This window comes from Aerococcus sp. L_32, assembly GCF_050689315.1.
The window spans coordinates 1-3,439 of record NZ_JBOEQF010000222.1 but is presented as its reverse complement, the minus strand read 5'-3'; the positions used below and the strand labels follow the sequence as shown (position 1 = coordinate 3,439).

4 protein-coding genes are annotated in these 3,439 nt (G+C 40.7%); 3 read left to right on the top strand and 1 reads right to left on the bottom strand.

Annotated elements, in window-relative coordinates; all coding sequences use genetic code 11:
• The 3 genes from ACRCJ0_RS10785 to ACRCJ0_RS10775 all read left to right on the top strand — a co-directional run.
• The coding region (locus ACRCJ0_RS10785; protein ID WP_431390435.1) for a GatB/YqeY domain-containing protein at window positions 1-355 on the top strand (355 nt) is incomplete at its 5' end.
• A 454-nt stretch (window positions 356-809) separates the two neighbouring features.
• Window positions 810-1,598: an SDR family NAD(P)-dependent oxidoreductase gene (locus ACRCJ0_RS10780; protein WP_419985796.1), complete on the top strand. Its 789-nt coding sequence runs from the start codon at window positions 810-812 to the stop codon at window positions 1,596-1,598.
• Window positions 1,599-1,618: 20 nt separating this feature from the next.
• Complete coding sequence (locus ACRCJ0_RS10775; RefSeq protein ID WP_026466012.1) at window positions 1,619-2,383, top strand: 2-keto-4-pentenoate hydratase; 765 nt, start codon at window positions 1,619-1,621, stop codon at window positions 2,381-2,383.
• An 84-nt stretch (window positions 2,384-2,467) separates the two neighbouring features.
• On the opposite strand, the gene ACRCJ0_RS10770 is transcribed toward ACRCJ0_RS10775, so the two are convergent.
• Window positions 2,468-3,418: a phosphoglycerate dehydrogenase gene (locus ACRCJ0_RS10770; RefSeq protein ID WP_431390434.1), complete on the bottom strand. Its 951-nt coding sequence runs from the start codon at window positions 3,416-3,418 to the stop codon at window positions 2,468-2,470.
• Window positions 3,419-3,439: the final 21 nt, after the last annotated feature.

Genomic DNA, 3,439 nt, shown 5'->3' with positions numbered 1-3,439 from the left:
AGCAGCAGTTCAAAATGCTGAAATTAACAAGGGAAGTGCATTGTCTGAAGATGAAGAAATTGAACTTTTGGCTCGCGAGTTGAAGCAACGAAAAGAGTCGGAAGCAGAGTTCCGTCAAGCAGACCATGTAGAATTAGCAGATAACGCAGTTGCTGAAATTGCGATTATCGAAGAATACTTGCCTGCACAATTATCAGAAGCTGAATTAGACGAGGGTGTCAAACAAGTCATTGACGAAGTTGGCGCTACATCTATGAAGGATTTTGGTAAAGTCATGCAAACTGCTGTGGCCAAATTTAAAGGTCAAGCGGATGGTAATGCAATCCAAACAGTAGCAAAAAAATATTTAGGTTAATAATCTAGATCTGAGAGGGAAGTCTTCGGACTTCCTTTTTTTGTTGGATAAAAAATCGTTTCTCACACTTTAAATGAGAAAATAATTAAAAATAAATTAAAAACAACTTGCAATCACATCTTGTTTTTGATAAATTGTAGTTAGCAATTTGAAAGGAGTGACAACAATGCGCCAATTTAGAATATCTTCCAAATATATCATGCATGCTGGCGTATTTGTTGCGTCTCCATCTAATTCAAAACAAGATTTATTATTATTAGCTAAGTAGGATTCTTCTCTAGGAGAGTCCTTTTCCACGTGAAGCGGGCTCTAGCTAATGAAACGGCGGCCTGTTGACGGCCGTCGTTTTTTTTATTAGCTGAGGGCAAAGTCGTGAAGAATAGTAAAAGTCTGGAAGTTGAGTGGAGCCTTTTTTCAAATCAATAAGATCTTAAAAGATAAAGGAGCGATTTTGATGGATTTAGGATTAAAAGGTAAAGTAGCAGTCATTACAGGGGCAAGTAGAGGTATTGGATTTGAAACAGCGAAAACACTTGCTGAGGAGGGTGCACAAGTTGTGATTACAGCCCGCCACGAAGACCGATTAATTGAGGCACAAACAGCTATTAAAGAAGCGACAGGGGTTGAAGTGGATTACGCAGTAGCTGATGTCACAGATTTACCCGCTGTCCAAAAGGCGATTGCGGATACGGCATCCAAATACGGGACTATCGATATCTTAGTCAATAATGCGGGTGGCCACAGAGCGGGCTCATTTGAACAAGTAGATAATGACACATGGCGATTCGACCTGGAAATTAAAATTATTGGTGTGGCCAATTTTACCCGTGAAGTATTGCCTTATATGCGTAAACAAGCTTCAGGTTCGATTATTAGCGTGGTTTCAAATTCTGGTAAGACGCCAGGACCAAAGTCTGTACCAACTTCACCAGCTCGTTCAGCTGGTTTAGCTGTCATCAAGGAATTGAGTAAGGAATACGGTGAATACAATATTCGTGCAAATGCGGTATGTATTGGTTATATCCGCAGTGAACAGGTTGAAAAGATGTGGCAAAATGACCCAGATAATCCAACTTGGGACGAGTTTTCAAAACAAAAAGCCAAAGATACACATACGCCAATGGGCCGGGTTGGTGAAACAACAGAAGCTGCTAAAGTGATTAGCTTCCTTGCTTCAGATGCCGCCTCATATGTGAGTGGTGCAGCTGTCAATATTGATGGTGGCGCATCAGACGCTATGTAATTATAAGGAGAAAAAAGCTTATGATGGATCAAGAAATTATTCACGCTAGTAAGACACTATATCAAGCAGATAATGAAAAAGTGCCGGTACAATACGGGAAATTTGGAATTGTCAATGAAGAAGACGGCTACCGAGTGCAACAAGCTGTGTTAGATTTAAGAAAAGAGGCTGGTGAAAAAGTTGCAGGTTATAAAATTTCCTTGTCAGCAAAAATTCAGCAATCATTTTTTAAGACCACAACGCCTTTATACGGCGTCATGACGGACAAAGGCGTCTGGGGTTCGGATATGGACCTGAGCAAATTTATGGGTCCTTTGTTAGAATTTGAAATCATATTCAAGGCTGAAGAAAGGATTTCGTCTGACGATTCAGTGGAAACCATTATGTCTAAATGCAAGGTGGCGACAGGATATGAAATCCCTGATTGCCGGTATGACGATTGGTACGGGAACATTTCAAAATTTGAATTGATTGCCGATGGGGCAGCCAATGCAGGTGTAGTAGCTGGTGAATACGTCAAACGGACTTATCAAGAAATTGATGACGTGATGGGGACAGTAACAGTAGATGGTCAACCATACACCCAAGGTTCTTCAAAAGAGGTGATGGGTCACCCAGCTTATTCAGTCCAATGGTTGGCACAGAAATTGGCTGAAACAGGCAAAGCTATTGAGCCGGGCATGTTTGTGGCTTCAGGTGCCGTTAATATGCCGAAAGTTATTAAACCAGGCGTTTATGTTGGCCAATTTGAAGGTCTACCTCCAGTTACGCTAAACGCTAAATAAAGGCAAAATAAAATCAAAAAAGCATTTGCTATTCCGAGATTTAGGAAAGCAAATGCTTTTATTGTCTATTTGACTTATTGTGATTTAATAGCCTTTTTCTTTTGAAACGACATTGACTGATAAATCGCCATCTTTTGTGTAAGCTGTTAAGTTAGCTTGGAATATCTTGTAAGTTTCAATTGCAAAGTGTTCTACTTGACCAGTCATATGTGGCGTCACATCAATCTTGTCATGGGCCCAGAAAGGATGGTCTGCTGGCAACGGTTCTTCTCTAAAGACATCAAGGGATGCATAGGCAATGTCACCTTGATCAATAGCTTCAATTAAGTCCTGGTCTACAATGGCTGACCCACGTCCTACATTAATAAATAAGGGTTGTTTTTCTTGACGACCGAAATATGTAGCATCAAAGACGTTTTGTGTGGCGTCTTTTTCTGGTAGGACGTTGACGATGATATTGGCATCAGTCACTTGTTGAAAGCCCTCCGCTGTTTTCACTGTTTGATTAAAGTAGTCTACATCGCTGCCTGACGTATTTACACCAACAGTTTTTAAACCGAATGCTTGGCCGATACGGGCGATTTCTTTCCCTACATTACCGGCACCAAACACGACCATTTTCTTTTCAGGCAAAGACATGTGTTGGGCATATTCCCAATGTTGTTTTTCTTCACGCGCCTTATAAATATGTAAACTCCGGTAGTAGTTCAAGATGTAACCAAAAACGGTCTCTGCGATTGGTATCGCATGAATCCCACTCATGTTGGTGATTTGAATATTTTCATCAGCGACGATTTCTTTAGGTAATTGATTGATGCCAGCGAATTGGACTTGGATCCATCGAAGGCTGTTATAACCATTTGCTGCATATTTTTCAGCTAAATCAGCATCCCAGCCATATTGAATTTCAATATTGGGGAAGTCTGCGTCGGTCAACTCGTCCGCCATTTTCACCTGATAATCACTTGCTAAGTCTTTGATATCATCGATTTGCCAATCCTTTACAAGGTTTGCAATGGCTAATATTTTTTGCATAGTGTGTGCCTCCCTAAAACG